This is a genomic window from Nonomuraea sp. NPDC049625 (assembly GCF_040675285.1).
Classification (GTDB): domain Bacteria; phylum Actinomycetota; class Actinomycetes; order Streptosporangiales; family Streptosporangiaceae; genus Nonomuraea; species Nonomuraea angiospora_A.
In genome coordinates, this window is sequence record NZ_JBFAOQ010000003.1 from 519,834 (window position 1) to 542,521 (window position 22,688).

Below are 22,688 nucleotides of genomic sequence, written 5' to 3' on the forward strand. Positions count from 1 at the left end.
AGCCGCCTCGGTGGCGGGACCGAGGGCTCGACGGGACGGGCCGCTAGATCACCCGCCGCCGTTCCGGGCGCTGGCGCGCCACCCGGCCGGCCGTGGCGATCCCCAGCGGCTCCAGCACGGGCGTGGGCTGTGCCGCCTGGCGGGATCTGCGGATGATCTCACCCCTGACAGGAGGCGATGACACCCCCTTGCCTACAAAGACGCGAATTCACCCCAGAACAGATGCTTCAGCCTGCGAAGATCTCTTTTTGCCTGATCTCTCATCGCCTCCGATCTCGTACGCTGGACGCATGGAGAAGGTGGTCAAGAGCGAGGCCGAGTGGCGGGTCCAGCTCTCGCCTGAGGAGTTCCACGTCCTCAGGGAGGCCGGGACCGAGCGCCCGTTCACGGGCGAATACGTGGACACCAAGGCGGAGGGCGTCTACTCGTGCCGCGCGTGCGGGGCGGAGCTGTTCCGGTCGGACACGAAGTTCGAGTCGCACTGCGGGTGGCCGAGCTTCTTCGCGCCGGGCGACTCCGACGCGGTCCGGCTGATCGAGGATCACAGCCATGGAATGGTGCGTACGGAGGTGCGGTGCGCGCGGTGCGACTCGCATCTGGGGCACGTGTTCCACGGAGAGGGATATCCCACTCCGACCGACGATCGTTACTGCATCAACTCGATCTCCCTTAGGCTTGAACCCAAGGGGTGATCGGCCAGCGACAGCGCGTACTGATCACCTGCCTCGGGTAGGAGTTTTGTGTGCGCTTTGTCCATCTGCGCCATCGCTGGGTGACGATTGAGGCCATCGGGCGGGTCGTGACGCAACGGTGTGAGGTGTGCGCCAAGACCCGCGTCCGGGTCCGTTAGTCAGGGGCGGGGTGGGTGACGCGACAGCTGGTGTCGGACGGGCCGAGGATGTTGGCGAGCACGGGATTGCCGTTCTCGCCGAACTCGGCCTGTACGAACACGACCGGATTGGCCGCGCCCCTCGCGCGCAGGTACGCCAGACCGCGCTCGCACAGCGTGATCGCCTGGGACGAGTTCCCCGCCGTTTCCGGTAGATCCGTGTAAATGCGCAAATATCCGCCGACCGTGCGGATGTCCTTGAGGCGTTTCAGCGCCTTGTCGTCCGGGCCCCAGTGCGTACGGAAATACTCGGCCGCCTGCTGATCGGTGTGCCGCGACGGGCCGTTCGCCTTGTACCCCTCCGCCTCGCCGGGGTCGGGACCGCCCGCCAGCAGGTCCTCCGCGTCGGTGGTGCCCGGCACCAGCCCCTGCTCGACCGTGCCGGGAGAAGCCGCACCCGGGCTCGGAGCGGCCTGGGACGGCGGCTCCGGCTTCGGCAGCTCACGCGTCCTGACCTCCGCGCTCACCTCCGCGCTGGTGGTGCCGCCGCCCTTTCCTGGCAGTGCCGCGGAGCCGTTCTCCGGCTCCACCCGAGCCTGCGGCGCCGCTCGCGCCTGCTGGGACGAGGCGGCGGTCATCGCCCCGCCGAAGGTCCCGTTCGCGCCGAGCACCGCGGCCACGCCGCCGGCCAGCGCCATGGCCCCGACCGCCCCGACCGCCCACCGCCGGCCCAGACCGCGCCGCCGCGAGCGCGTCGCCACATGACGGCCTGCCCCGCGCCGCCGGCTCCCCCGTTTTCCCGATCCACCCATCACCCCGCCCTCCCCGCCACCGTGGGACGCCGCCATCAAGCGCCTGGAGCGCCTTGGAACGTGCCACCGCAAGCCGCCCGTACGAACAGAGGATTTCCCTGATTGTGACAAAGCGGATAGATCAAGTCGCCTGGATCGCCAACTTCGGCCTCGCTCTTTCTGCCGTTATCCGGACAGCCCCGGGGGCAGCAAGGAAGAGCAGGGACAGTCCAGGCCGCTGGATGGGCAGGGGGTGGGCCCGTGGCTGAGGCAACTGGCAGGGTGGCGTTGGTGACGGGGGCCGGCAGCGGAATCGGCGCGGCCACCGCACGCCTTCTGGCCGAGCGAGGGATGCGCGTGGTGGTCAACTACCTCCGCAGCGCCAGGGCGGCCGAGGAGGTCGTGGCCGGCATCGAGGCCGCAGGCGGCCGGGCCATGGCCGCACAGGCCGACGTACGCGAGGCGACGGCGGTCGGGCGCATGATCCGGCAGGTCGAGGCGGCATGGGGCGGCATCGACGTGCTCGTGCACAACGCGCTCACCCCATATGTGATCAAGCATTTCCAGGACATGACATGGGAGGAGCTGGGCGGGAAGCTCGACGACGAGATGCGTGCGGCGTTCACGATCACCAAGGCCGTCCTGCCCGCCATGACCGAACGGAGCTGGGGACGCATCATCTATCTCGGCACCGGCCTCAGCCGCCGGCCCCGGGAGGGCATGGTCGCGCTGGGCACGGCCAAGGCGGCACTGGCGCAGTTCGCCCGCTACCTCGCCCAGGAACTGGGCCCGCGTGGCATCACGGTCAACGTCGTCGAGCCCGGCCCGGTCGCGGACACCCGGATGGCGAACGTGCTCGACGAGGAGCTCGTACGGCGGCAGGTGGCCGCCACCCCGCTGGGCCGCCTGGCGCACCCGGGCGACGTCGCCCAAGTGGTCGCCTTCTACGCGAGCGAGGACAACGCCTTCATGACCGGCACCACGGCCGCGGTCAACGGCGGGATGGCCATGTACTGATGTACACGATCGATCTCGCCTACGTCGGGCGCGGCCTGCACGAGGAACTGGTCGCCTACATCGCCGACCAGCAGGACTACTACGCCGACGAGGGCGTCCACGTCGCGCTGCACGACGGCTGCTCCTGGGACGAGGAGCGGCTGCGCCACGTCGCCACCATCGGGCTCGGCCGGGCGCTGCTGTCCCGGCTGGCCGACGGCGTGCCCTGGGTCGCGCTCAACGTCAACACCCACCGCCCGCTGTTCTGGTTCCTCGCCCGCGCCGGTCTGACCTCCCTGGCCGATCTGGCCGGCCGGCGGGTCGCGGTGCATGCCCCGCAGACCGCACCGGGGTGCTTCGCCCGGATCGTGCTGCGCCGGGCCGGCCTCGACCCGGACCTCGACATCCGCGCCATCGTCCGCCAGCCCGGCGACTACGGCATGGACCTGCGCCGGCTGCACGAGGGCAGGATCGACGCCGCCCTGGTCGGCAGCACCATGGCGCCGGAGGCGGTGGCCGCCGAGAACGGCTGGCGGGTGCCGGCCTGGGTCGGCGACCATTTCCAGATCCCCACCGTCGGGGTGGCCGTCGATCCCACCCACATCCCTCCGGACGACCCCGCGGTCCAGGCCGTCGTACGAGCCCACCGGCGCGCCCTGCGGGTGATCCACGACGAACCCGGCACCGCGGTGCGGCACCTCCGGACGTTCCTCGGCCGGCACACCGCGGACGAGGCCCGAGCCCACTACGAGACGTTCATCGCCCCGTATTTCACCACCGAGGGCCAAGCCGACCTCGCCGTCGGCGCCACCGCGATCACCGCGGTCGCCGCCGAACTCGGCGTCCCCGCCACCGTCACCGCGGCGGAGTTCTACCGCACCGCGACCACCGCACCTTAGGGCAGGGCCGCGATCAGCTCCCGCACCGGCTTGCGGGCGCCCGTGTAGAACGGGATCTCCACGCGCGTGTGGCGGCGGGCCTGGGCGCCCCGCAGCGTACGCATCAGGTCGACGATCCTGTGCAGCTCGTCGGCCTCGAACGCCAGCATCCACTCGTAGTCGTTGAGCGAGAAGCACGCCACCGTGTTGGCCCGCACGTCGGGGTAGTCGCGCGCCATCCTGCCGTGCTCGGCCAGCATGGCCCGGCGCTCGGAGTCCTCGAGCAGATACCACTCATACGACCGCACGAACGGATAGACGCTCACGTAGGCGCGCGGCTCCTCCTCCGCGAGGAAGGCCGGGATGTGCGACTTGTTGAACTCGGCCGGCCGGTGCAGCGCCATGGCCGACCAGACGGGCCTGCTGTGGCGGCCCAGCTCGGTGCGCCGGAACCTGGAGTAGACGTCCTGCAGGTCCTCGGCGGTGGGCGCGTGCCACCAGAACATGAAGTCGGCGTCGGCCCGCAGCCCGGCCACGTCGTAGACCCCCCTGGTCACGACGCCCTTGCCGGCGGCCTGGTCCAGCAGCTCCTCGACCTCACCCGCCAGGCCCTCGCGGTCGGTGGGACACGGCTCGGTCACCTGGAAGACCGACCACATCGTGTAACGGATCACCTGGTTGAGATCGCGGGCCTTGGGCCGCGGGGCTGCCTCTGTCATAGCCTCTATTGTCCTCTCGGGGACAGGTGGTCCAGAATCCGGGCCGCGGCCGTACGCGCCGTGCCGATGCAGGCCGGGATGCCGATCCCGTCGTACGCGGCGCCGCAGACGGCCAGCCCGGGCTGCACGGCCACCGCCGCGTGCACCCTGGCCACCCGGTCGAGGTGACCCACGTTGTACTGCGGCAGCGCGCCGCCCCAGCGCGTGACCCGGGTGTCCAGCGGCAGCCCGCTGGTGCCCATCACGTCGGCCATCTCGGCGGAGGCCAGCGACACCAGCTCGGTGTCGTCCCGCTGGAGCAGGTGCTCCTCGCCGACCCTGCCGATCGAGCAGCGCAGGATCACCATGTCCTTGGCCAGGTGCGGCCACTTGACCGAGCTGAACGTGACCGCCTTGACCGCCCGTCCCTCCACGGGCGGCACCAGGTAGCCGCTGGAGGCGGGCGGCTCGGGGAAGGCGTCGATCGGGTACGCGAGCGTGACGATGGCCATGCTGGCGTACTCGATCCTGGCCAGCTCGCTCGCCGCCTTGGGCACCTCGGCCTTGAGCAGCCGGGAGGCCGCGGGCCCCGGCGTGGCCACGATCACCGCGTCCGCCTCGATGACCTCGGGCCTCGGGACCGGGCCGGTGACGAGCTGCCAGCCGTCGCCGGTCCTGCGCAGCTCGCGTACGGTGACGCCGGTCCTGATGTCCGCGCCCGACGCCTTGGCGACCGCCTCCGCGAGGCTGCCGACGCCGTTCTTGAGGGTCGTGAAGACCGGCCCCGCGTCCTTCGGCGCCTCCTCGACGAGCTGCCTGGCCCCGGTCAGCAGCGAGCGCTCGGAGCGTGCCACCGCCGCCACCCGCGGCATCGTGGCCTCCAGCGACAACATGTCGGACCGGCCCGCGTAGACGCCGCCGAGCAGCGGCTCGACCAGCCGCTCCACGACCTCGGCGCCCATCCTGGCCCGGATGTACGCGGCCACGGACACGTCGGTGCGGACGAGCGTCGCCGGCAGGATCTGGTCGAGCGGCACGCGCAGCAGGCCGCCGGGCGAGACGATGCCGGACTTGGCCAGCTCGGTCAGGTCGGCGGGCACGCCCATGACCTGGCCCTTCGGCATCGGCCGCAGCGTGCCCCTGCTGTAGATGGCCGAGCCGGCGGTGCCGGGGAAGACCAGGTCGTCGCCGAGCCCCACCGCTCCGGCCAGCTCCTTGCCCTCGGGCCGCCTGGCCAGCATGGCCTCCGCGCCCGCGTCCACGCTCACCCCGGCGACCTCCGAGGCGTACAGCTTGCCGCCGATGCGCGAGGCGCCCTCCAGCACGGTCACCTTGACCCGCTTGCCCCCGCTCTGGCGGAGATACCACGCGGCGGCGAGACCGGAGATCCCCCCGCCGATGACGACCACGTGGGCCCGATTCCCTTCCACGCCTCCTGACGCTACCGCCTCAGCGCCCTGCCTCCCCCCTTGGGTGCGAGGGAGCGCCGTCTCCACGGAGTGGAGACCATAAGCAGGGTGACCGTAACGTGATTCATCCGCTCAAACCGGGGTTATCTCGCGTCCGTCTTATGGGCATGAGGAGAATCCGGTACGGAATCGCACTCGCGACCGCCTGCTCAGCCCTGCTCCTGGCCGGCTGCGGCGGCGGCAGCCGCTCGAACGTCCTCACCAGCGACGCGGGCGGCGGGGCGGCCGCACCCGCCGTGGCCTCCGCGGCGCCGGATCAGGCACAGGAGCAGGACGTCGGCAAGCAGCCGAGACCCCAGCGCAAGGACGACGGCGGGCTGGTCTCGAACGTCAAGCTCACCCAGCAGGACCGCCAGGTCATCTACACCGGCAGCATGACCGTGCGGGCCAAGCAGGTCACCGCCGCCGTGCAGCAGGCCAAGCAGATCGTGACGTCGGCGGGCGGCTACCTGTCCAAGGAGGAGACCAGCTCGGCCAGTGACAGCGAGGACACGGCCATGCTGGAGTTCAAGGTCCCGCCGGACAAGTACGCCGAGGTGCTCGGCCGGCTCGGCAAGGACCTGGGCAAGCAGCTGTCCATGAACCAGGGCACCCAGGACGTCACCATGCAGATGGCCGACGTCAACAGCCGGCTCAAGTCGGCGCAGCAGTCGCTGGACTCGCTGCGTACGCTGCTGAAGAAGGCCGACACGATCGGGCAGGTCCTGCAGGTGGAGCGGGAGATCTCCACGCGCGAGGCGGACCTGGAGTCGCTGCAGGCGCAGCAGAAGGAGCTGACCACGCAGGTGGCCATGGCCACGCTGACGCTCCGGCTGGTCGGGCCGGTCACCGAGGTCCAGGATCCCGAGGAGGAGCCCGCGGGCTTCCTGGGCGGGCTGAAGGCGGGCTGGAAGGCGCTGGTGTCGTTCACGAAGATCGCACTGACGGTGCTCGGCGCGCTGCTGCCGTGGCTGATCGCGTCGCTGCCCCTGATCGCGCTGGTGATCTACCTGGCGCGGCGCAATCGCGTCAGGCGTCCCACCGTCCCCACGCCCCCGCCGGGCCCCGGCCCCGAAGCGGCCTGACCGCCCAGAGACCGGGTACTGAGGCCTGAGGCTGGATACGCCGTCCGGGCCGGCCCGGCGTGGGCCGACCCGGACGTCGATCATCAGACCAGGTCGAACCGGTCGAGGTTCATGACCTTGTCCCACGCCGCGACGAAGTCCGTCACGAACTTCTCCTTCGCGTCGTCGCTCGCGTAGACCTCCGCGACCGCGCGCAGCTCGGAGTTGGACCCGAAGACGAGGTCGGCCCGGCTGCCGGTCCACTTGACCGCACCGGTGACGTCGTCCTTGGCCTCGAACGTGTTCGCGTCCTCGGACGTCGCCGTCCACGTCGTGCCCAGGTCGAGCAGGTTGACGAAGAAGTCGTTGGTCAGCGCCCCGGGGGTCGCGGTGAGGACGCCGAGCTGCGACTGCTGGTAGTTCGCGCCCAGGACGCGCAGGCCGCCGACGAGGACCGTCAGCTCGGGAGCGCTCAGGGTCAGCAGGTTGGCCCGGTCGATGAGCAGGTACTCGGCCGGCAGCCGGTTGCCCTTCCCGAGGTAGTTGCGGAACCCGTCGGCGGCCGGCTCGAGCGCGGCGAACGACTCGACGTCGGTCTGCTCCTGCGTGGCGTCCACGCGGCCCGGCGTGAAGGGCACCTGGACGTCGAAGCCGGCGTCCTTGGCGGCCTTCTCCACGGCCGCGGCACCGGCCAGCACGATCACGTCGGCCAGCGAGACCTGCTTGCCGCCGGTCTGGGCGCCGTTGAACGCCTTCTGGATCCCCTCAAGGGTGCCCAGCACCGCCGCCAGCTGGTCGGGGTCGTTGACCTCCCACCCGCTCTGCGGCTGCAGGCGGATGCGCGCGCCGTTGGCGCCGCCGCGCTTGTCGCTGCCGCGGAAGGACGCGGCCGACGCCCAAGCGGTGGAGACGAGCTGCGACACCGACAGGCCCGAGGCCAGGACCTGGTCCTTGAGGGCGGCGATGTCGGCGGCGTCGACGAGCTCGTGCGTCACCGCGGGCAGCGGGTCCTGCCACAGCAGCGTCTCGGACGGGACCTCCGGGCCGAGGTAGCGCACGATCGGGCCCATGTCGCGGTGGGTCAGCTTGTACCACGCGCGGGCGAAGGCGTCCGCGAACTCGGCGGGGTTCTCCAGGAAGCGCCGCGAGATCGGCTCGTAGACCGGGTCGAACCGGAGCGAGAGGTCCGTGGTCAGCATCGTCGGAGCGTGGCTCTTCGACGAGTCGTGGGCGTCGGGGACGGTGTCCGCGCCCGCGCCGTCCTTCGGCCGCCACTGGTTGGCGCCGGCAGGGCTCTGGAACAGCTCCCACTCGTAGCCGAACAGGATCTCGAAGAAGCTGTTGTCCCAGGTGATCGGGGTGTTCGTCCAGATGCCCTCGAGACCGCTGGTGATCGTGTCGCCACCCTTGCCGGTGCCGAAGCTGTTCTTCCAGCCGAAGCCCTGCGCCTCGATCGGGGCGGCCTCGGGGTCGGCGCCGACGCTGTCGGCCGGGCCGGCGCCGTGGGTCTTGCCGAAGGTGTGACCGCCGGCGATCAGGGCGACCGTCTCCTCGTCGTTCATCGCCATCCGGCGGAACGTCTCACGGATGTCGCGGGCCGCGGCCAGCGGGTCGGGGTTGCCGTTCGGGCCCTCCGGGTTGACGTAGATGAGGCCCATCTGGACCGCGCCCAGCGGGTTCTCCAGCTCGCGGTCGCCGGTGTAGCGCTCGTCGCCGAGCCAGGTGGTCTCCGGGCCCCAGTAGACGTCCTCGTCAGGCTCCCAGACGTCCGCGCGGCCGCCGGCGAAGCCGAAGGTCTCGAAGCCCATCGTCTCCAGGGCGACGTTGCCGGCGAGGATCATGAGGTCGGCCCACGAGAGCTTCTGGCCGTACTTCTTCTTGACCGGCCAGAGCAGGCGGCGGGCCTTGTCGAGGTTGCCGTTGTCGGGCCAGCTGTTGAGCGGGGCGAAGCGCTGCTGCCCGGCCCCGGCGCCGCCGCGGCCGTCGCTGATCCGGTACGTGCCCGCGCTGTGCCAGGCCATCCGGATGATGAACGGGCCGTAGTGACCGAAGTCGGCCGGCCACCAGTCCTGCGAGGTCGTCAGCACCTCCGCGATGTCCCGCTTGACGGCCGGGAGGTCCAGGCTCTTGAACGCCTCGGCGTAGTCGAACTCCTGGCCGAGGGGGTTGGTCTCGGCGGGGTTCTTGGCGAGGATCCTCAGGTTGAGCCGCTCCGGCCACCACTGGCGGTTTCCGCCGCCCTGAGTCGGATGCGGGGCGCGCTGGTGCGCGACCGGGCAGCCTGCGCCTTCCGCCTTCGCATCAGTGACGATTGCATCATGGTTCTCAGACATGGGAATCCTTCCGGACTAGATCACGGTGCTCAGGCACTGCGGGCGGTGGAACATTCGGGGCACAGGCCCCAGTAGATGACCTCGGCCTCGTCGATCGTGAAGCCGTGGGCGTCGGACGCGGTCAGGCAGGGCACCTCGCCCACCGCGCAGTCGACGTCGGCGACGACACCGCACGAGCGGCACACGACGTGGTGGTGGTTGTCGCCGATGCGCCCCTCGAACCGGGCCGGGCTGCCGGCCGGTTCGATGCGACGTACGAGTCCCGCTGCGGTGAGCGCGTGCAGGGCCTCGTACACGGCTTGAAGGGAGACATGGCCGACACGGTCGCGCACCCCGGAGGCGATCGCCTCGACATCGAGGTGATCGCCCTCCCGGACGGTCTCGAGCAGCGCGACGCGGGCGGCCGTCACTCTCAGGCCTACACCGCGCAGCTCCTCGGCGGTGGTCTTCATAAACACGAACTATACAAGATAACGAACGATCCAAGTCTAGTGACGCGCCGGGAAACATTCCGTGACATGCGAAAAGGCCTGCCCCGCGCGCTGCGGGACAGGCCTCGAATCTGCGGCCGGGTGTCAGCCGGTGACGCTCGCCTCGTGGACCAGGTCGGTGAGGCGAGTGAGCTGGTCGGGGTCGGTCGAGGGCAGCACGCCGTGCCCCAGGTTGAACACGTGCCCCTCGGCCGCCCGGCCCTGGCGCAGCACCTCGCGTGCCTTGCGCTCGACGACCTCCCAGGGTGCCAGGAGCACGGCCGGGTCGAGGTTGCCCTGGAGGGCCCTGCCGGGGCCGACCCGGCGGGCCGCCTCGTCGAGCGGCACCCGCCAGTCCACGCCCACCACGTCGGCCCCGGCCTCGCCGAGCACGCCGAGCAGCTCGCCCGTGCCGACGCCGAAGTGGATGCGCGGCACGTCCGTCACTCCCTCGAAGATCCGCCGCGTGTACGGCAGGACGAACTCCCGGTAGTCGGCCGGCGCCACCGCCCCCACCCAGGAGTCGAAGAGCTGCACCGCCGAGGCCCCTGCCGCGATCTGGATGCGCAGGTGCTCCAGCACGATCGTGGACAGCCGCTCCATGAGCGCGTGCCACAGCTTCGGCTCGCCGTACATCATGGCCTTGGTGTGGTCGTGGTTCTTGGACGGGCCGCCCTCGATCAGGTAGGAGCCGAGCGTGAACGGCGCCCCGGCGAAGCCGATCAGCGGCGTGCCGCCCAGCTCGCCGGTCAGCGCGCGGATGGCCTCGGTGACGTACGGCACGTCGTCCGGCTCCAGCGGGCGCAGCGCGTCGACGCCCTTGGCGTCGCGGATCGGGTCGGCCACGACGGGGCCGACACCCGGCTTGATGTCGAGGTCCACGCCGATGGCCTTGAGCGGGACGACGATGTCGCTGAAGAAGACGGCCGCGTCCACGCCGTAGCGGCGCACGGGCTGCATGGTGATCTCGACGATCAGATCGGGCCTCGCGCAGGCGGTGAGCATCGGCACGCCCCCGCGGACCTTATGGTATTCCGGCAGCGCCCGCCCGGCCTGGCGCATGTACCAGACCGGGGTGTGCGGGACGGGCTGGCGGCGGCAGGCACGCAGGAACGCTGAGTCGGCGAGGTTCACTCCACAAGGGTGCCATGACCGGGCGGCGGTCCCGACACTGGTGCGAGGTGTCGGAAAAACATCGATCGAACACCCCAAGTCATGATCAGATAGCCAGATGAAGGTTTACCGGTCTGCTCGGCATCGGCATCGCACGAGGGTCGAACACACCCCATGCCCGGCCAGAGTGCCGGTCTCGACTGGGCCAAATGTTCACCAACCCCCCGCGCGGCATCGATTCAGAGACCACTTTCGGGACACGCCGAGCGCGTTGCGGGGAAATGTCAGCGGCTCGTGCCAACGTCGGAGCCACGACCCGAAGAAAGGCCCCGGTTCGATGACTCGTGCGACTACCGCGTTGTGGACTTCCCCAGAGCGCCGCAATGAGCGCTGCCTGTCCTGTGCCGGCGAGCGGCTGTTCGAGCAGCCGCCGTGCCTCGACGGGCACGAGCCCGGCCACTGCCCGGAGTGGGCCTGCGTCGAGTGCGGTCACGCGATCGTCATCGGCACCGCCGAGTCCGTCCGACAGGTTCGCCAGCTGGTTACGGCAGCGGCTTGATCACGAAGGATGAGCACCCCTGTGGTCCCCTTCCGTCCGACTTCGACCTACGCTTCCGCTATGACACTCAGTGACCAGCCTCCTCCGCCCGCGGCGTTCACGCGCGCGGCGGAGAGCATGCGGTTGACCGAGGTCAGGCCGGAGATCGAGCTGGAGGAGCTGCCCGCGCCGCAGCGGCTGGCCCCCTACTCGTCGGCCATCGGCGCGTCGGTCTACCGCGACGACGAAGAGCTCGCCGTGGGCAGGCTGATCCTGCTCTACGACCCTGACGGCCAGCGCGGGTGGGAGGGCCCGTTCCGGCTGGTGGCCTACGTCAGGGCCGACATGGAGCCGGAGATCACCTCCGACCCGCTGCTCGGGCCGGTCGTCTGGAGCTGGCTGACGGAGGCTCTGGAGGCCCACCAAGCCGACTACTCCGCCGCTGGCGGTACCGTGACAAGAGCCGTGTCAGAGGGGTTCGGCAACAAAGCCGAAGACCCGGTCACGACCGAGCTCGAGCTACGGGCGTCCTGGTCACCCGCGCAGGAGGATCTCTCCGGCCACGTCGCCGCCTGGTGCGACCTCATGTGCCTGGCGGCGGGGATCCCGCCGCTCCCGCCCGACGTGGCCGCCCTTCCCCGCCGCCGCGATGATCCGGAGAGTGACCGTACGAAGTGAGGGCACCAGTCAAGACAGCACAAGCGTCATGAGGTCGGTGAACTCGTGACAGAAGAACATACCGTCGTGCCGCTCCTGGAGCCGCGCGAGGGCATTCCAGCGGTCATCGCGGACGCCGACGCGCTGACTGAAATCGTTTCGCGTTTCGCGGCGGGCAAGGGTCCCGTGGCGGTCGACGCCGAACGCGCCTCGGGCTATCGGTACGGCAACCGCGCCTACCTCGTACAGCTGCGCCGGGCCGGGGCCGGGACCGCGTTGATCGACCCGATCGCCTGCCCCGACCTGTCCGCGCTCGACGCGGCCGTGGCCGAGGCGGAGATCGTGCTGCACGCCGCCTCCCAGGACCTGCCGTGCCTGCTCGAGGTGGGCTTCAGGCCGCGGGAGATGTTCGACACGGAGCTGGCGGGGCGGCTGCTCGGCTACGAGCGGGTCGGACTCGGCACGATGGTCGAGACCGTGCTCGGGCTGCGCCTGGAAAAGGGACACTCGGCCGCCGACTGGTCCACCCGGCCGCTGCCGGAAGACTGGCTGCGGTACGCGGCCCTCGACGTGGAAGTGCTGGTCGAGCTCCGCGACGTGCTCCACCAGGAGCTGGCCGACAGCGGGAAGCTGGAGTGGGCGCGCGAGGAGTTCGCCGCCGTGCTCAACACGCCGCCGCCCGTGCCGCGGTCCGATCCCTGGCGGCGTACGTCGGGCATCCACAAGGTCCGGAACGTACGCGCGCTGGCGATCGTGCGGGAGTTGTGGACCATGCGCGACAGGATCGCCCGGGAGTCCGACCTGGCGCCGGGGCGGGTGTTGCCCGACGCGGCCATCGTCACCGCCGCGCTGGAGGGACCCCGCACCAAGAAGGCCTTGACCGAAATATCAGCATTCACCGGGCGTAGCGCACGCCGCTACATGGGCGACTGGCTCGCCGCCGTCACCCGGGCCCGCGGACTGCCGGACAACCAGCTCCCGCAGCCGAGCACCCCGGGCGACGGACCGCCACCGCCCAACCGCTGGGCCGACCGCGACCCGGCCGCCGCCAAACGCCTCGCCGCCGCGCGAGCGGTGGTGGCGGGGCTGGCCGAGCAGCACCACATGCCGACCGAGAACCTGCTCCAGCCGGACGCGGTCCGGCGGCTCACCTGGGAGCCGCCGGAGGAGATCACCGAGGAGACGGTGACGGAGCGGCTGCGCGAGCTCGGGGCCCGCGAGTGGCAGCTCTCCCTGACGGCCCACCCCATCACCAAGGCCCTGGGCCGCCTCGAGACCCGCGGCGACCTCTAGCGCCCCACGCCTCACCGCGACGCGCCCCGACCCACCCGAACCCGGGAGGGTCGGGGCGCGTCGCACACCCGCGGCCTGGCCCGCGCACGGCCCCCCGGCGCGCCGCAAGACGCCAACGACCCACGACGCCGACACCCGCCTCGCGCCCGACCGGCCACCGCACCCAAACGCCGGGCTGAGCGCCGCGCCCAAGCGCCCCTTGCGCCCCCGGGCGCCACACCCGAACGCACCGTGCCCGAGTGCCCTTGCGGGCCCGGATGCCGGGCTGGGGGGTGGGTTTTCGGGTGTGTGGGGGTTGGGGCTACTTGACGGGGTTGGTGGGGCGGCCGTACGGTTCGGGAAAGCGCTTTCCCCATGTTTGTCCTGAAGGGATCCTCAATGAGCGTGCGCACCATCGGCGTCGTGATGAACGGCGTCACCGGGCGGATGGGCTACCGTCAGCACCTGGTCCGCTCCGTCCTGGCCATCAACGAGCAGGGCGGGGTTACGCTCTCGGACGGCGGCAGGGTGAAGATCAAGCCAGTACTTGTCGGCAGAAATGCCGATAAATTGGCAGATATCGCGGCGAAGCATGGGATTTCGGATTTCACTACGGAGCTCGACTCCGCCCTCGCCGACGACGACAACCTGATCTACTTCGACGCCCAGGTCACCAGCGCCCGCGTCAAGGCCGTCTTGAAGGCCATCGAGGCGGGTAAGCACATCTACGCCGAGAAGCCCACCGCCGAGTCGACGCAGGAGGCGATGGCGCTGGCCGAGGCCGCCACGGCCAAGGGCGTCAAGAACGGCGTCGTGCAGGACAAGCTCTTCCTGCCCGGCCTGCTCAAGCTGAAGCGGCTGATCGACGGTGGTTTCTTCGGCCGGATCCTGTCGGTGCGCGGGGAGTTCGGCTACTGGGTGTTCGAGGGCGACTGGCAGGAGGCGCAGCGCCCGTCGTGGAACTACCGGGCCGAGGACGGCGGCGGCATCGTGCTCGACATGTTCCCGCACTGGCACTACGTGATGGAGAACCTGTTCGGCCGCGTCCAGTCCGTCTACGCCCGCGCCGTGACCCACGTCCCCGCCCGGGTGGACGAGCAGGGCAACACGTACCAGGCCACCGCGGACGACGCCGCGTACGGGATCTTCGAGCTCGAAGGCGGCATCGTCGCCCAGATCAACTCCTCCTGGACCGTTCGCGTGAACCGCGACGAGCTGGTCGAGTTCCAGGTGGACGGCACGCACGGCAGCGCCGTGGCCGGCCTGCGCAACTGCCGCGTGCAGCACCGCTCCGCCACCCCCAAGCCCGTCTGGAACCCCGACCTGCCCGCCACCGCCCGCTTCCGCGACGGCTGGCAGGAGGTGCCGGACAACGCCGAGTTCGACAACGGGTTCAAGGTGCAGTGGGAGGCGTTCATCAAGCACGTGCTGGAGGACGCGCCCTTCCCGAACGACTTCGCCTCCGGCGCCCGCGGCGTGCAGCTCGCCGAGCTGGGGCTGCGTTCGTCCGCCGAGGGCCGCAGGATCGAGGTGCCGCAGCTGTGACGACGATCGACCTGCCCGGGATCGGCGCCTACACCCTGCGCGAGCCCGTCACATGGGAGGCGCCCGGCGGGCCGCCCGCCGGCCGCGTCGTGTACGCGGCCGCGCACGTGGTGGCCGACCCGCTCGGCGACAACACGCCCGGCTCCCCCGCCGCCGTCGACTGGGACGCGACCCTGCGCTTCCGCCGCCACCTGTGGACGCACGGCCTGCGCGTCGCGGACGCCATGGACACCGCCCAGCGCAACATGGGCCTGGACTGGGCGGCGACCAAGGAGCTCATCCGGCGCAGCGCCGCCGAGGCCCGCTCGTACGGCGACCCGGCGACGCTGGTCGCCTGCGGCGCGGGCACCGACCACGCGCCCCAGGCCGCCGACCTCAACACGATCACGGCCGCGTACGCCGAGCAGATCGAGACCGTCCAGTCGGCAGGCGCCGGAGTGATCGTCATGGCCTCCCGCCAGCTCGCCAGGGTGGCGGCGGGTCCGCAGGACTACCACCAGGTGTACGGCAAGCTGTTCGGCCTGGCGGACCGGCCGGTGATCCTGCACTGGCTGGGCGAGATGTTCGACCCGCAGCTGGCCGGCTACTGGGGTTCGGGCGACGTGGCGGCGGCCACCGAGTCGTTCCTGGAGCTGATCCACGCGCACGCCCCGATGGTGGACGGCGTCAAGGTGTCGCTGCTGGACGAGGAGCACGAGGTAGGGCTGCGCGCCGCGCTCCCCGAGGGCGTCCGGCTCTACACGGGGGACGACTTCAACTACCCGTCGCTGATCAAGTCGGGCTCGCACGCGCTGCTGGGCATCTTCGACGCCATCGCCCCGGCGGCGACGGCGGCGCTGCAGGCCCTGGACGCGGCCGAGGCGGCGCAGGACGCGGACGAGGCCGCCCGGCAGCTCGCCCGCTACGACGAGATCTTCGCCCCGACCGTCCCCCTGTCCAGGAAGATCTTCGAGACGCCGACGTACAACTACAAGACCGGCATCGTCTTCCTGGCCTGGCTGAACGGCCACCAGGACGCGTTCGCCATGGTGAACGGCGCCCAGTCGGCCCGCTCGCTGCGGCACCTGGCGGAGGTGTTCCGCCTCGCCGACCAGGCCGGGCTCCTGTCCGACCAGGAGCTGGCCGTGGGCCGGATGAAGGCGCTGCTGGCGGTGAACGGCCTGTGAGCCTTGCGCTGAACCAGTGGACGACCCGGCGGTGGTCCGTGGCCGAGGCCGTGGACGGGTGCGTGCGGCACGGCCTGGAGGCGGTCGGGCTGTGGCGGGAGAAGGTCGCCGAGCAGGGCCTCGCGGAGAGCGTGAAGCTGGTGCGCGAGGCCGGCCTGCGGGTGTCCTCGCTGTGCCGGGGCGGCTTCCTCACGGCGGGCGGGCTGCCCGGCGAGGAGGGCCGGCGGGCCTTCGCGCAGGCGCTGGACGACAACCGGCGGGCCATCGACGAGGCGGCCGAGCTGTCGGCGGCCTGCCTGGTGATGGTGGTCGGCGGCCTGCCCGGGGTGAAGCCGGGCGAGGCCCTGCCCCGGAGCGGGTTCTCGCGGGACGTGGCCGGGGCGCGCGAGCGCGTGGCGGAGGCGCTGGCCGAGCTGGCGCCGTACGCCGGGGCGCGCGGGGTCAAGCTGGCCCTGGAGCCGCTGCACCCGATCTACTGCCCCGACCGCGCCGTCCTGTCCACCCTGGGCCAGGCGCTGGACCTGAGCCTGGCCCACCCGGAGGAGCAGGTCGGCGTGGTGGTCGACACGTTCCACGTGTGGTGGGACCCGAGGGTGTTCGAGGACATCGCGCGGGCCGGCCGCAGGATCGCCTCCTACCAGGTGTGCGACTACCTGCACCCGCTGCCGCAGGACATCCTGCTCGGGCGGGGCATGATGGGCGACGGCGTGATCGACTTCCGGCCGATCACGCGGGCCGTCCTGGACGCCGGTTACGCGGGCGACGTCGAGGTGGAGATCTTCAACGCCGACGTCTGGGCCGCCGACCCCGACGAGGTGGTGGCCACGATGAAGGCCCGTTACGAGGACGTGGTGCTCCCCGTACGGTGACGTCCGGCGCTACCTCGGCTTGTCCCAGACCAGCAGGTAGCGCCGCAGGAGGAGGCGGCGGAAGCGGCAGCCGGGCAGCAGCCGGCGGGCCGCCCGCCCCACCTCGCCCCACGACATGACGGGGTCCATGGCCGGCACGCCGGGACCGCGCTTGCCGCCGTGGAACAGCTTGAGCACGTGCGAGACCGCCTGGCCCGAGAGCCGGACGATCCCGTCCAGGAGCGTGCGGTCCCTGGCGTTGCCGACGATCACCAGCCGGCCGCCCGGCGCCAGCAGCCCCACCAGCGCGTCCATGGCCTCGCCGAAGTCCGCGTGGTGGACGACCGCGACGGCGGTGACGAGGTCGTACTTGCCCTCGGGGAGCCGGCCGTCGAGGTAGTCGCCTTCCAGGAAGGACACGTTGCCGGGGCGGCGCTCGCGGGCCATGGCGATCGCCTCGGCGGAGCGGTCGACGCCGGTCACGTAGGGGACGCGGGCCGCGAGCTTGCCCGCCAGCAGCCCGTCACCGCATCCGACGTCGAGCGCGTGCGCGCAGTCCTCGGGAACGAGCTTCAGGACGAGCCTCTGGTAATGAACGTTGTGATTCCAGTAGGTCTCGGGCATTTGATCACGATAGCGTCACGGTCCCCGCGGCGCCGTTCACTTCGATCTCCTGCCCCGTCGTGATGCGGTGGGTGGCGTCGGGGACGCCGACGACGGCCGGGATGCCGTACTCCCTGGCCACCACGGCGCCGTGCGACATCGCGCCGCCCATCTCCATCACCAGCCCGCCCGCCGTCAGGAACAGCGGCGTCCAGCCCGGATCGGTCGAGGGGCAGACCAGGATCTCGCCCGGCTCCAGGTGCGCGCCGATGGGGTCGAGCACCACTCTGGCCACGCCCTTGACGGTGCCGGCCGAGGCGGCGGTGCCCGTCAGCGCGCCTTCCACGGCACTGGTCGCGAGCGCTTCGGGCTCGGTGCCGTCGGACAGCAGGACCCTCGGGACGTGCCTGCGGCGCGACTCCCGCTCGTACGTCTCCCGCCGCTCCGCCACGACCGCGCGCAGGTCGCCCCCGTCCAGGGCGGCCCTGGCCTCGTCGAAGCCGAGGAAGTACACGTCCCGCGCCGAGTCCAGGACGCCGAGGCCCACCAGGTGCTCCCCCACCGCGAGCATGCTGCGCCGTACCCCGGCGAGGGTCTTGACCAGGTAGAACTTGGGCAGCTCGCGCAGCCCCGCGAACTCCCTGGTCCGCCGGAGCCCGAAACGCACGACGGCGGCCCGCCAGCGGCCCTTGCGGCGGGCCTCGGACGCCACGTGGGCGATGGCGGAGCGCGCCGCCTCGGCCCCCTTGGCGAACAGCGCGGAGGGCGCGAGGTCGGCGCCGCCGTCCATACGCAGGTAGTTGGCCAGCACGCCGAGGATGTGCGCGGGCTCCTCCGACCAGCGGGGCACGCCCAGGTCGATCTCGGCGACGCCGCGGTGGCCGTACTCGTCCAGGAACGCGGTGATCTCGCGCTGGGCGACCGGCGGGAGGTTGCCGGCCTCGAAGAGGCGGACCAGCTCGGCCACCGGCTCCTTCCTGAACGGCTCCGGCTCGATGCGGGTGGCCAGGTGCCACAGCTCCAGGTCCATCTCCGTGGTCGGGTTGTGCGGGACGCTGCGCAGGACGTCCTGCATGTCGGCGATCGGCACGCCGGAGAGCCTGGAGGCCAGCGCGAACAGGCCGTAACCGGTGAGCACCATGGGCATGATCGAGAGAATGACCGGGAAGGTGGCGGCGAGCAGGCGTTCGGCGTGGTCCAGGCGCTGGGCGGGGGTGGCCGCCTCGGGGAGCCGCAGGCGCCGGTCCAGCTGCTCGCCGATGCGGGCGGCGTACGCGAGGCCCTCCTTCGGCCGCGTGAGGGCGAGCAGGATCCGGGAGGGCGCGTGGATGCGGCGGGCGAACCTGCGCAGGCCGCGCAGGACCGGGCGGGGTGACGTGTGCACCACCGAGAGCCTCGGGTCCTCCATCAGCCGCTCGAAGACGGGGACGGTGCGCGCCTCGCCCAGCGCGAGCATGCGCGGCAGGACCGCGCGGCCGAAGCGGCTGCGTACGGCCGTGGTCAGGTCCAGCCACATGCGCTGGCCCGACACGGTCATGAACGGCGCGCCGTCCCGCGGGTCGGCCGGCCCGTAGCCGGGCAGCCCCGCCGCCCCGGAGGAGATCAGCCGGAACGCCGACAGGCCCATCGGGGTGAGCGGCCCCATGACGCCCTGGACGACGTTGACCGAGAAGTACACCCGCAGGCCCGGCCGGGTCTGCTCGGGCAGCGGGTAGAGGGTGGTGATCGGTCTCGCCTGGGTGAGCCAGAGCCGGCCGTCGCCGTCGATGGCCCACTCGGTGTCCTGGGGCGCGCCGTAGTGGTCCTCCACTCGGGCGCCCAGCTCGGCCAGCGCGCGCACCTCGCCGTCGGTCAGGCAGAGTCCGTCGTGCGCGGTCTCGACGCGTTCCGTGCCGCCGCCGGGCACGGAACGGATGGTCAGGCGCTTGTCGCCGGCGTGGCGTTCGAGGATCTCGCCGCCGTGCACGACGAACCGGTCGGGGTTCACGGCGCCGGAGACGACGGCCTCGCCGAGCCCGGGGTTGGCGTCGATGACGGCCTCGCGCCGCCGCCCGGTCACCGGGTTGGCGGTGAACATCACGCCCGCCACCCGCGCGTCCACCATCTCCTGCACGACCACCGCCAGCCGGACGGCGGCGTGGTCGAGGCCGTTGGACTCGCGGTAGGCGACCGCGCGGTCGGTCCAGAGCGAGGCCCAGCAGCGGCGCACGGCCTCGACCACCGCCTCGGCGCCGACGACGTTGAGGTAGGTGTCCTGCTGCCCGGCGAAGCTGGCGAAGGGCAGGTCCTCGGCCGTGGCGGACGAGCGCACCGCCACGGCCACGTCGTCACCGAGCGCGGCGTAGGACGTCACGATCGTCTCGCGCACGTCCTCCGGCACCGGCGCCTCCAGCAGGTGCCGCCTGGCCCGCTCGGCGAGCCCGTCGCCGCTCGTCTCCAGGCCCTCCGCGACCCGCCGGTACGCCTCCGTGGTGAGCACCCATCCCGGCGGGACGGGAAGGCCGGCCCTGGCCAGCTCGCCGAGGTTCGCGGCCTTGCCGCCCACCTCGGCGAGCATCCCGGCGTCGATCTCGGAGAAGGCCAGTGCCGTCTTCATCGTCTGCTCCCCTGCGGTTCAGCTTCCTGTCACCCAGTGTGGCTCTTCCGGGAGAGAAATTCAACGGTTGATGAAAAGATCCGCGCCGTCCAGATCCCAGGCGGGATCGACCCCGACGCCCAGCACGCCCAGCGCCGTCGGCCCCACGTCGACCAGCCGCGGCTCGCCGAGCGAGCGGCCGCCCAGGTCCTCCTCGAGCCGGTTCGCGATCACGAACACCGTGCGCTCCTCGTCCGAGATCCCGCCGTGGCCGCCCTCGTCCACGTGCCCGTGGTCGGTCGTGATCAGCACCGTCCATCGCTCGCCGGGGTACGAGGACCGCCCGCGGACGGTGTCGAGCAGCTGCCCCAGGTAGGCGTCCTGGGTCTGGAGCGCGTCGAAGTACTCGGGGCAATGGGGGCCGAGGTCGTGGGCCACCTCGTCGGTGTCGCCCAGATACACGAAGACGGCGTCGGGGTCGGCCGCGGCCAGGTGCCGCTCGGCGGCCTCGGCGACCCGCCTGTCGGCCTCGGCCCAGGAGCCGAACTCGTAGCCGTCCAGGACGAACCGGTGGTCGATGGCCCGGCTGAACGCGCCGTGCTCCTCCAGCGCCCCCCAGGAGAAGAACGCGGCGGTGCTCAGCTCCGGCCGCGCATGCTTCGCACGAGTCAAGAAGTCCGGATATTTCGTGAAACGGGGGTTGGCGAAGCCGTTGTCCACCACGCCATGTTTGTCCGGCCAGACCCCGGTGGCGATCGACGACCAGCCGGGGCCCGAGTCCGTCCGCGAGGCGATGACGCGACCGCCCGGCTCCGGAGCCTTGGGGACGACCTGGCCGGGCGACTCCGTACGCGGCGTTCCCGCCTCGCCGTAGGGGAGCTTGCTGGTGCCGTACGCGCCGGAGGACATGAGCGAGCCCAGCACGGGCGCGCCCAGAGCCTGGAGGCGGTCGAACCGCAGGCCGTCCATCCCGACGACCAGCACCTTGTTCCGCTTAGATAGGGGCATCCCCCTATCTAAGCGGCGAAAGGTATCTAAAGGGCGAAACGCCGCACCCAGTCAGCCGCGCCCGGGAGGATCTCCTCGACCGGGGCGACCTGCGGATACCAGGTGCGCTCCCATTCCAGCGACACCCATCCGTCGTAACCGGCCGCGCGCAGCAGCTCGCCCGACTCCTCCAAGGGCACCGAGCCCGTCCACATGGGCACCGGCGTGGTGTCCTCGGCCGAGACCGCGTCCTTGACCTGGACGTAGGAGAGGTACGGGCCCAGCGCGGCCAGCGTTTCGGCCGGGGGCTCGCCGTGGCGCCACGGGTGCAGCAGGTCCCAGATCGCGCCGGTGGACTCGGGGCAGCCCGCCTCGGCCAGCAGCCCGGCCACGGCGGCGCCGGTGGCCATGTGGTCGTGCGTCTCGACGAGGACGCGGGTGCCGAGCGCGGAGGCCGTACCGGATACCGCCTTGAGCCGGCGGGCACCGACGGCGGGATCGTCGCCGCCCGGGAACACCCGCACCGCGGGGGCGCCCAGGTCGGCGGCGAGCCGGAGGTCGGCGAGGAGCGCCTCGATGGCCGGTTCGTCCGGTCCAGGCGCACAAACCTTGACATATCCGGCGAGTGCGGCGATCTCCAGGCCCGCCCGCTCGACCCGTTCCCGCACCGAGCGCCGCTCCGCGGCGTCGAGGCCGGCGTGGACCCCGGTGTCCGGGTGCAGGCGCAGCTCGAGGCCCTGGCAGCCGCCTCCGGCCGCGATCCCGATCGCCCTGTCCAGCCCCTCGCCGGGCATCCCCAGGGTGCTGACGGCCAGCTTCACGCCATCCTCCGTACGCTCTCTCGCAGCACGACCTCGCCCGCGACCTGCTCGACCACGACCTCGTCCGTCTCACCCAGCGCGAGCTCCAGCGCCCGCGCGCCCATGTCCGTCAGGGGCAGCCGCACGGTCGTCAGCGCGGGCACATGGTCCCGCAGCGTCACGATGTCGTCGAACCCGGCCACCGAGACGTCCTCCGGCACCCGGACCCCGCGCTCCCTGTAGGCCGCCAGCGCCCCGACCGCCATCACGTCGTTGACCGCGAACACGCAGGTCGCGTCCTTGACCTGCTGGGCCGCCGCGTAGCCGCCGTCACGGTCGAACGGCCCGTGGATGACGTGCGGCGCGGGCAGCCCCAGCTCCTCCAGCGCCCCGGCGAACCCGGCGCACCGGTCGGCGGCCGTCACCAGGTGCGGCGGCCCGGCCAGCACCGCGAACCGCGTGTGCCCGAGCCCGGCCAGCGCGCGAGCGAGCTCGGCGGCGCCCGCTCTGTTGGCGGGCGCGACGGTGTCGACGCCGAGGAGATCCTGGCCCACGCAGGCGGCGCGACCGCCGCCCGACTGGTAGCGGGCGAGCTCGTCGCGCAGGCGCCCCGTGACGGCGTGGTCGGCGACGCGCGAGCCGACCAGCAGCACCGCCCGCACGCGCTGGGCGTTCAGCGTGGCCACGTAGGCGATCTCCTGCTCGGGGTCGCGATGCGTGGTGCCCACCATGACCAGCAGGCCCTCGGTGGCGGCCGCCCGCATCGCCCCGTCGGCCAGGGCCGCGAAGTAGGGGTCGGTCAGGTCGTGGACGACGATGCCGATGACGTTGCTGGCGCCGCGGGCGAGCGTCTGGGCGGCGATGTTGGCGCGGTAGCCCAGCTCGTCCGCGGCCTGCTCGACGCGCGCCCGCAGAGTCGCGCCCACCTGGCGGGTGCTGCCGTTGAGCACCCGCGAGGCTGTCGCGAGCGAGACGCCCGCCTGCTTGGCGACATCCTCAAGCGTGACCACGAGACCTCCCCGGAAAGCGGTTTCCAAGTCTGCCAGATCAGCACCTGGATCCGCATCCTCGCACGTC

General features: G+C 71.7%; 21 protein-coding genes. 9 read left to right on the forward strand and 12 right to left on the reverse strand.

All coding sequences use genetic code 11. From position 1 onward, the window contains the following. Window positions 1-43: 43 nt before the first annotated feature. On the reverse strand, window positions 44-184 hold the full coding sequence (locus tag AB0J87_RS15925) for a hypothetical protein (protein WP_350722739.1): 141 nt from the start codon (window positions 182-184) through the stop codon (window positions 44-46). Between the two features lie 106 nt (window positions 185-290). On the opposite strand from AB0J87_RS15925, the gene msrB reads away from it, so the two are divergent. Next, window positions 291-692 (forward strand): peptide-methionine (R)-S-oxide reductase MsrB, encoded by a 402-nt coding sequence (gene msrB / locus AB0J87_RS15930; protein WP_350722740.1) that lies wholly within the window; start codon window positions 291-293, stop codon window positions 690-692. A 154-nt stretch (window positions 693-846) separates the two neighbouring features. Here the strand turns inward: msrB and AB0J87_RS15935 are convergent, their stop codons facing one another. Continuing rightward, window positions 847-1,590, reverse strand: a complete 744-nt coding sequence (locus AB0J87_RS15935; protein ID WP_363965828.1) for a hypothetical protein — start codon at window positions 1,588-1,590, stop codon at window positions 847-849. Between the two features lie 291 nt (window positions 1,591-1,881). Between AB0J87_RS15935 and AB0J87_RS15940 the strand changes: the two genes are divergently transcribed. Together AB0J87_RS15940 and AB0J87_RS15945 are read left to right on the forward strand one after the other, a co-directional pair. Continuing rightward, window positions 1,882-2,637, forward strand: a complete 756-nt coding sequence (locus AB0J87_RS15940) for an SDR family oxidoreductase (protein ID WP_363965830.1) — start codon at window positions 1,882-1,884, stop codon at window positions 2,635-2,637. Further along, window positions 2,637-3,515, forward strand: a complete 879-nt coding sequence (locus AB0J87_RS15945) for an ABC transporter substrate-binding protein (protein ID WP_363965832.1) — start codon at window positions 2,637-2,639, stop codon at window positions 3,513-3,515. The genes AB0J87_RS15940 and AB0J87_RS15945 overlap by 1 nt, the downstream gene beginning before the upstream one ends. On the opposite strand, the gene hemQ is transcribed toward AB0J87_RS15945, so the two are convergent. Continuing rightward, window positions 3,512-4,213, reverse strand: a complete 702-nt coding sequence (hemQ, locus tag AB0J87_RS15950; RefSeq protein WP_363965834.1) for a hydrogen peroxide-dependent heme synthase — start codon at window positions 4,211-4,213, stop codon at window positions 3,512-3,514. The genes AB0J87_RS15945 and hemQ overlap by 4 nt on opposite strands. A gap of 5 nt (window positions 4,214-4,218) precedes the next feature. Continuing rightward, window positions 4,219-5,622 (reverse strand): protoporphyrinogen oxidase, encoded by a 1,404-nt coding sequence (hemG, locus tag AB0J87_RS15955; RefSeq protein ID WP_363965836.1) that lies wholly within the window; start codon window positions 5,620-5,622, stop codon window positions 4,219-4,221. Window positions 5,623-5,768: 146 nt separating this feature from the next. Between hemG and AB0J87_RS15960 the strand changes: the two genes are divergently transcribed. Continuing rightward, window positions 5,769-6,725, forward strand: a complete 957-nt coding sequence (locus AB0J87_RS15960) for a DUF4349 domain-containing protein (RefSeq protein WP_363965838.1) — start codon at window positions 5,769-5,771, stop codon at window positions 6,723-6,725. Between the two features lie 83 nt (window positions 6,726-6,808). Here AB0J87_RS15960 and katG read toward each other — a convergent pair whose 3' ends face one another. From katG to hemE, 3 genes are all read right to left on the reverse strand, one after another. Further along, window positions 6,809-9,037 carry a catalase/peroxidase HPI gene (gene katG / locus AB0J87_RS15965; RefSeq protein WP_363965839.1) on the reverse strand — a complete coding sequence of 743 codons (2,229 nt, stop codon included), beginning with the start codon at window positions 9,035-9,037 and terminating at the stop codon, window positions 6,809-6,811. A 29-nt stretch (window positions 9,038-9,066) separates the two neighbouring features. After that, a complete protein-coding gene (locus tag AB0J87_RS15970) occupies window positions 9,067-9,489 on the reverse strand; it encodes a Fur family transcriptional regulator (RefSeq protein WP_363965841.1) in 423 nt (140 codons plus the stop codon). A gap of 123 nt (window positions 9,490-9,612) precedes the next feature. After that, a complete protein-coding gene (gene hemE / locus AB0J87_RS15975) occupies window positions 9,613-10,617 on the reverse strand; it encodes a uroporphyrinogen decarboxylase (RefSeq protein ID WP_363966604.1) in 1,005 nt (334 codons plus the stop codon). Between the two features lie 622 nt (window positions 10,618-11,239). On the opposite strand from hemE, the gene AB0J87_RS15980 reads away from it, so the two are divergent. The 5 genes from AB0J87_RS15980 (at window position 11,240) to AB0J87_RS16000 (ending at window position 16,667) form a co-directional block, all read left to right on the forward strand. Next, entirely contained in the window at window positions 11,240-11,836 is a 597-nt protein-coding gene (locus tag AB0J87_RS15980; protein ID WP_350722757.1) for a DUF3000 domain-containing protein, read from the forward strand. A gap of 45 nt (window positions 11,837-11,881) precedes the next feature. Continuing rightward, complete coding sequence (locus tag AB0J87_RS15985) at window positions 11,882-13,108, forward strand: ribonuclease D (protein WP_363965844.1); 1,227 nt, start codon at window positions 11,882-11,884, stop codon at window positions 13,106-13,108. A gap of 378 nt (window positions 13,109-13,486) precedes the next feature. Further along, window positions 13,487-14,632 (forward strand): Gfo/Idh/MocA family oxidoreductase, encoded by a 1,146-nt coding sequence (locus AB0J87_RS15990; protein ID WP_192786504.1) that lies wholly within the window; start codon window positions 13,487-13,489, stop codon window positions 14,630-14,632. Between the two features lie 35 nt (window positions 14,633-14,667). Then, window positions 14,668-15,798: a dihydrodipicolinate synthase family protein gene (locus AB0J87_RS15995; RefSeq protein WP_363966606.1), complete on the forward strand. Its 1,131-nt coding sequence runs from the start codon at window positions 14,668-14,670 to the stop codon at window positions 15,796-15,798. Next, window positions 15,795-16,667: a sugar phosphate isomerase/epimerase gene (locus AB0J87_RS16000; protein WP_363965846.1), complete on the forward strand. Its 873-nt coding sequence runs from the start codon at window positions 15,795-15,797 to the stop codon at window positions 16,665-16,667. The genes AB0J87_RS15995 and AB0J87_RS16000 overlap by 4 nt, the downstream gene beginning before the upstream one ends. Window positions 16,668-16,676: 9 nt before the next feature. Here AB0J87_RS16000 and AB0J87_RS16005 read toward each other — a convergent pair whose 3' ends face one another. From AB0J87_RS16005 to AB0J87_RS16025, 5 genes are read right to left on the reverse strand one after another with little or no spacing between them, the layout of a single operon-like run. Further along, window positions 16,677-17,270, reverse strand: coding sequence for a class I SAM-dependent methyltransferase (locus tag AB0J87_RS16005; protein ID WP_355194481.1), 594 nt, complete (start codon window positions 17,268-17,270; stop codon window positions 16,677-16,679). A 4-nt stretch (window positions 17,271-17,274) separates the two neighbouring features. Beyond that, a complete protein-coding gene (locus AB0J87_RS16010) occupies window positions 17,275-19,845 on the reverse strand; it encodes a PEP/pyruvate-binding domain-containing protein (RefSeq protein WP_363965849.1) in 2,571 nt (856 codons plus the stop codon). Between the two features lie 60 nt (window positions 19,846-19,905). Beyond that, window positions 19,906-20,832 carry an alkaline phosphatase family protein gene (locus AB0J87_RS16015; RefSeq protein ID WP_363965851.1) on the reverse strand — a complete coding sequence of 309 codons (927 nt, stop codon included), beginning with the start codon at window positions 20,830-20,832 and terminating at the stop codon, window positions 19,906-19,908. A 26-nt stretch (window positions 20,833-20,858) separates the two neighbouring features. Further along, a complete protein-coding gene (locus AB0J87_RS16020) occupies window positions 20,859-21,632 on the reverse strand; it encodes a sugar phosphate isomerase/epimerase (RefSeq protein WP_363965853.1) in 774 nt (257 codons plus the stop codon). Beyond that, entirely contained in the window at window positions 21,629-22,621 is a 993-nt protein-coding gene (locus AB0J87_RS16025) for a LacI family DNA-binding transcriptional regulator (RefSeq protein ID WP_350722770.1), read from the reverse strand. Before AB0J87_RS16025 ends, AB0J87_RS16020 begins: the two co-directional genes overlap by 4 nt. Between the last annotated feature and the right edge of the window lie 67 nt (window positions 22,622-22,688).